The following is a 6,082-nucleotide window of genomic DNA, read 5'->3' on the forward strand; positions in this document are numbered from 1 at the left end:
CTACTCGTTGAAAAACGGCACCGGGGAACGCCCATGAATTTGCTGCAAATTACATCACTTCTGATCGTTCTCGCCGGGGCGTTTGGATCAATCAACTACCTGTTCCTGCGGTTGCCGTCTTCCATCGGCATCCTTGTCGTCGCCCTTTTTGCATCTTTTGTCGTGATGCTGCTTGACCTTGCGGTGCCCAGCTTAGGTGTCACCGACATGGTGCGCAGCACTGTCATTGGCATCGAATTTTCAGAGGCGCTGCTCGAAGGGATGTTGGGTCTGCTGCTGTTTGCCGGGGCGCTACACGTCAAATTATCGGATCTGCGCCGCGAATGGGTGCCAGTTATGCTGATGGCGACCATCGGCATCGGCTTATCAACCACCATCGTCGGCTATGGCTTTTCCTGGCTCACCGGCATGCCACTGCTTGTCGCGCTCGTCTTTGGCGCCCTGATTTCACCCACCGACCCGGTTGCCGTTCTGGGCGTGCTGCGCGAAGCTGACTTGGAAAAATCGCTGGAAACCAAGATCGCCGGGGAAAGCCTGTTTAACGATGGCGTTGGCTATGTGGTTTTCCTTGTCTTGATTGGGTTGGCGTTTCCGCATGGCGATGGCCATGGGGCCGGGTTTGCCGGTGCGGCACGGCTGTTTTTCCAAGAGGCGCTGGGCGGCGCGATCTTGGGTCTTGTGCTGGGTTGGCTCACATTCCGGGTGATGCGCAGGATCAACGACTATTCGCTTGAAGTGCTTATCACGCTCGGGCTGGCCTTTGGCGGCTATGAGTTGGCTGTTTTTCTGCATGTATCGGCCCCGATCATGGCGGTCTGCGCAGGTCTGCTGATCGGGGATGTGGGGGCGCGGTACGGTATGTCCGAAGAAACCCGCCACTACGTCGATGCCTTCTGGAAGCTGATCGACGAAATTTTGAACGCCGTGCTGTTTTTGATGATCGGGGTCGAGGTTTTCGCCATCGCCTTCGACTTTGCCTATCTGACCGCAGGGATTGCCGCGATCGCGCTGGCCCTGTTCGCGCGACTGGCGGCTGTTGCCGTACCGGTGCTGATGCTCAAACCATTCCGCACCTTCTCAGAGGGGGTTATCCCGATCATGACGTGGGGCGGGCTTAAGGGGGGCATTTCCGTCGCGTTGGCGCTGTCGCTGCCCGATGGCGAATGGAAGCCAATGATCCTCACGGCAACCTACATTGTCGTCATCTTCTCAATTATCGTGCAGGGCCTGACGGTTGCCAAGTTGGCCGCGCGTATGGGCCGCGCCCCAGAGCTGCTGCGTTGACTGGCCCTGCCCCCAGCCGGATCTGCGGCTTTGACATCTGGACCGACGGCACTGCGACATCGGCGCCTGATACGTCCGTCGTAGCGCCGGAAAACGCGGTCTACCGCTGGCTACACTTTGACCTTGCCGAACCTGAGCTGGCCCGCTGGTGCGCCACACAACTGCCGCCCATGGCAGCCCGAAGCCTGCTTGCCGCCAAAACGCGACCCCGCGTCGACGATCAAGACAATGGGCTGGTCCTGACGCTGCGCGGCATCAACCTGAATGAAGGGGCAGAGCTGACCGATATGGTCTCGCTGCGGATGTGGGTGACACCGCGTCTGGTGGTTACCGTCCGGCGCATGCGTATGTTCGCCATGGATGACCTGCGCCACGACATCGAAAGCGGCGACGCGCCGGCCATTCCGGCGCGCATGATCGCACGGATCATCGAAAACATCGTGGATCGGATCGAAACCGTGTCGGTCAATCTGGAAGAACAGGCCGACCGGATGGAGGAGCTGGTCTATGATCAGCATGTCCTGCAATTGCCGGAACTGGCACCCCTGCACCGGACCGTCATCAAATTGCGGCGCCATATCGGCCCGCTGAGCGATGCACTGGATGGGTTGGCCCGGATGAATACGCAAGTGATCCCACCCGAGCTGCGGCATCGCCTGCGCGATACCGCCAACCGGGTCACCCGATCCGTCGAAGAGGTCGTAGAGGTGCGGGACCGGGTTCAGACGTTGACCAGTCACCTTGATCTGGCAAATTCCGCACGGCTGGGCCGAAACGGATATGTTCTGTCGGTGATTGCGGCGATATTCCTGCCGCTGGGTTTCCTGACTGGGCTGTTCGGGGTCAATGTCGCGGGCCTGCCGGGAACGGCATACCCGCATGCTTTTGCGGTCCTGTGCGGGGCGATGGTTGTCTTGGCGCTGGCAATCTATCTGCTGCTGCGATGGATCCGCTGGTTTTAGCGGCGCAGAGGCGCTTTATGGCCATCGCGCGAACAGCTGCGACATCCTGACGACGTCGACCGCTGGCGACAACCAACACGATTGTTGCTTTGTCTGATGCCGCACGCACTGGAAACCTGCGCGCGGTGTCGTTATCAGGGCCGTACACGACCGTCAGGAACGCCATGAGCAAGACAATACTCTCCCGCTGCGAGGCAAATGGCCTGCGCCTGACAGATCAACGGCGCACCATTGCAGCCGTGCTTGAAGCCGCGGACGACCACCCCGACGTTGAAGAGCTGTATCATCGTGCAGCCGCAGCCGATCCGCGCATTTCACTGGCAACCGTGTATCGGACCGTAAAGCTGTTCGAAGAGGCGGGTATTCTTGAAAAGCACGAGTTCGGCGATGGCCGTGCCCGCTACGAATCCGCCGACCGCGACCATCACGACCACCTGATTGATATGCACAGCGGCGAGGTAATCGAATTCGTCGATCCCGACATCGAAGAACTTCAGGAACGGATCGCGGTCAAGCTCGGCTACCGTCTGATGGGTCACAGGCTAGAGCTTTATGGCGTGCCTCTGCCCGACAAGGACGCGTGATTTTGGATAATACGCGCGGCAGCGCCCTGATGGTTCTGGCTATGCTGGGTTTCGCCATAGAAGATATGTGCATCAAGCAGATGGCCGGCGCCCTGCCCGTGGGCCAGATACTCATGTTGTTGGGCATAGGTGGCGCGCTGATATTCGGGATAATCGCCCGCGCCTGCGGCGATACACTCTGGTCGCGCGATCTGCTGCAATCGTCGGTTATTTTGCGCAATACAGGCGAAGTCTTCGGCACCTTGGGGTTTGTGACAGCCGTGGCGCTGACCCCTATCTCATCGGCATCGGCGATCCTGCAGGCGACACCATTGGTCGTAACAATCGGTGCCGCGCTATTTCTGGGCGAGACTGTGGGCTGGCGCCGATGGGTGGCGATTGCCGTCGGTCTAAGCGGTGTTTTGTTGGTGATCCGCCCCGGACTGGACGGGTTCGACGCCAATTCTCTGTTTGCCGTGCAAGGGGTCATCGGGCTGGCGATCCGCGATCTGGCGACCCGTCGGGTGCCCTCGACAATCACGTCCCGCCAGTTGGCAACCTATGCCTTTGCCATCATCATTCCGACGGGCGCCGTGATGCAGTGGATCGGATGGGGCGGCACGCACCTCGTGGTGCCCGGTGGCGCAGATATTATCCGGCTGTGCGTCGCAATCGGCGTTGGGGTTGCTGCCTACTATATGCTGGTTGCCGCCACACGGATCGGCGACATGTCGGTCATCGCGCCGTTTCGCTATTCCCGACTGGTATTCGCGCTTTTTGTCGGTGTGCTGGTCTTTGGCGAAACCCCTGACAGACTGACGCTGACCGGCGCTGCGATCATTGTCGGCTCGGGCATATATACGCTTTGGCGCGAGGCACGCCTGCGCCGCGCTTCCCTTGCGACACAACCCGCGCTATAGAATTCGCGAAACAGCCATACCCCTCCCAAAGGAGACTGCCATGAGCACCATCATCGACATCCACGCCCGCGAAATTCTTGATAGCCGCGGCAACCCTACCGTCGAGGTCGACGTGATCCTTGAAGATGGCACCATGGGCCGTGCAGCAGTCCCATCGGGGGCATCGACAGGCGCGCATGAGGCCGTGGAAAAGCGGGACGGCGATAAAAGCCGCTACATGGGCAAGGGTGTGCTTGAGGCCGTTGCCGCCGTGAACGGTGAAATCGCCCAAGCGATCCTTGGCTTCGACGCGACCGAGCAGGTGGCGATCGACATGACGATGATCGAACTCGATGGCACCCCGAACAAAGCACGTCTGGGAGCAAACGCGATTCTGGGTGTGTCCATGGCTGTCGCCAAGGCAGCCGCCGATTACACCGCGCAGCCATTGTTTCGCTATATCGGCGGCACGTCGGCGCGGACCCTGCCCGTCCCGATGATGAATATCATCAACGGCGGTGAGCACGCCGACAACCCAATCGACATTCAGGAATTCATGATCATGCCCGTGGCGGCGGCGAACATCCGCGAGGCCGTGCGCATGGGGTCAGAAGTCTTTCACACGCTGAAAAAAGAGCTGAGTGCAGCGGGCTATAACACCGGTATCGGCGACGAGGGCGGCTTTGCACCAAACATCGGGTCCACACGCGAAGCTATTGATTTCATTATGACATCAATCACCAAGGCAGGTTACACTCCCGGTGAGGATATTTACCTCGCACTCGATTGTGCGGCGACCGAATACTATGCCAACGGCAAGTACGAAATGGACGGCGAAGGCATCTCGTTGACCAGCGCACAAAACGCGGAATATCTGGCAAAATTGGCCGCCGATTACCCGATCATCAGCATCGAAGACGGCATGTCCGAAGATGACTGGGAGGGTTGGAAGCTGCTGACCGATATGATCGGCGACAAGGTACAGCTGGTTGGGGATGACCTGTTCGTGACGAACCCTGCCCGTCTGGCCGACGGCATTGCCAAAGGCTGCGCGAATGCGATGCTGGTCAAGGTCAACCAGATCGGCACCCTGACAGAGACGCTGCAGGCGGTCGAAATGGCGCATCGCGCACGCTATACAAATGTCATGTCGCACCGGTCTGGCGAAACCGAAGACACCACGATTGCAGATCTGGCCGTCGCCACCAACTGTGGTCAAATCAAGACCGGATCGCTGTCGCGGTCTGACCGGCTGGCGAAGTACAACCAATTGATCCGGATCGAAGAATTACTAGGCGAAACAGCGCTTTACGCCGGGCGGTCCATCCTGAAGTGACCGCCGACCAGATCATCGCAAAACTGAACCTCGCCCCGCACCCCGAGGGCGGGTTTTATCGCCAGACTTGGGTGGCCGAAAATGATGGCCGCCCGACAGGCACCTGCATTTATTTCCTGCTGCGCGACAGGCAGGCCAGCCATTGGCACCGCGTCGATGCGGTGGAAATTTGGCACTATTACGCGGGTGCACCGCTGATCCTGTCGCTGGCGGCGGAGGATGCGGGACCGGCGCAGGATCTGACGCTTGGCCCCGATCTGGCCGCCGGGCAACAGCCGCAACTGATCGTGCCGGACCAGCACTGGCAGGCCGCCCGCACTACGGGCGACTGGACGCTTGTTGGCTGCACCGTGTCGCCGGGATTCGATTTTTCAGGCTTTACGCTGGCCGCGCCGGGGTTCGACATTCCGCGCGGATGAAAACAGGGGGCCGCAAAGGCCACCATCATTTCGCCGGTCACCGGTGAATGTATCGCATTCAACGTCCAAGGGCAGAGCCATTGGCGACGTCCGCATTGCCACCTGCCCCGACGAAAAAAGGGAGGGCCGAAGTCCCCCCATAGTTTCGCTGATCAGGCTCACTTTTTACATACCGCTCGGTTTATTGCCTGCGGCCCGATCCGCGCCAAGGGCGAGCGCACCCGCCCCGGATTTCGGTGAAACGTCAAGACGTTTCACCGAGGAGGACAGAGTGAATTTCGCAGAAATCTGCGGAGTCCGATCACCTGTAGGTCGGACCATCGGTCCTCCCAATACCCCTAAATTACCCAATGAAATCAATGGCCATAATATGTGCTAGGGGTGCCCTCGTCCCGAAACGGGAGCATAGTACGTCCCAAGACACGAAAAGCAAAAAAAGCCCCGCAAAAGCGGGGCTCACAGTGAATTTCAGGCAATTATGAGTTTTCGCAACTGAATGCTTCAGTGGTGAGCGCCTATGAATCACGGATCGACAAGCTTGAGCGCGATAAATTGGTTCTTAACGTATCCGTCCGGTTGAGGCGCTGTCTCAGGCGTTTTCGGCCTGCCAGTTCCACGG

The 6,082-nt window shown here is 59.4% G+C and carries 6 protein-coding genes; all 6 read left to right on the forward strand.

From position 1 onward, the window contains the following. Positions 1-33: 33 nt before the first annotated feature. The 6 genes from QZ196_RS09435 to QZ196_RS09460 all read left to right on the forward strand — a co-directional run bounded on the left by QZ196_RS09435 (position 34) and on the right by QZ196_RS09460 (position 5,463). The gene (locus QZ196_RS09435; RefSeq protein WP_296425797.1) at positions 34-1,284 is read left to right on the forward strand and encodes a sodium:proton antiporter; all 1,251 of its coding nucleotides are present in this window, start codon (positions 34-36) and stop codon (positions 1,282-1,284) included. After that, entirely contained in the window at positions 1,281-2,246 is a 966-nt protein-coding gene (locus QZ196_RS09440) for a zinc transporter ZntB (protein ID WP_296425798.1), read from the forward strand. Before QZ196_RS09435 ends, QZ196_RS09440 begins: the two co-directional genes overlap by 4 nt. 164 nt (positions 2,247-2,410) lie before the next feature. Beyond that, entirely contained in the window at positions 2,411-2,830 is a 420-nt protein-coding gene (locus QZ196_RS09445) for a Fur family transcriptional regulator (protein WP_296425799.1), read from the forward strand. 2 nt (positions 2,831-2,832) lie between these two features. Then, entirely contained in the window at positions 2,833-3,729 is an 897-nt protein-coding gene (locus QZ196_RS09450; RefSeq protein ID WP_296425802.1) for a DMT family transporter, read from the forward strand. 40 nt (positions 3,730-3,769) lie between these two features. After that, positions 3,770-5,044: a phosphopyruvate hydratase gene (eno, locus tag QZ196_RS09455; RefSeq protein ID WP_296425803.1), complete on the forward strand. Its 1,275-nt coding sequence runs from the start codon at positions 3,770-3,772 to the stop codon at positions 5,042-5,044. Next, positions 5,041-5,463, forward strand: coding sequence for a cupin domain-containing protein (locus QZ196_RS09460; RefSeq protein ID WP_296425804.1), 423 nt, complete (start codon positions 5,041-5,043; stop codon positions 5,461-5,463). The genes eno and QZ196_RS09460 overlap by 4 nt, the downstream gene beginning before the upstream one ends. Positions 5,464-6,082 lie beyond the last annotated feature (619 nt).

This window comes from Yoonia sp., assembly GCF_017854565.1.
Classification (GTDB): domain Bacteria; phylum Pseudomonadota; class Alphaproteobacteria; order Rhodobacterales; family Rhodobacteraceae; genus Yoonia.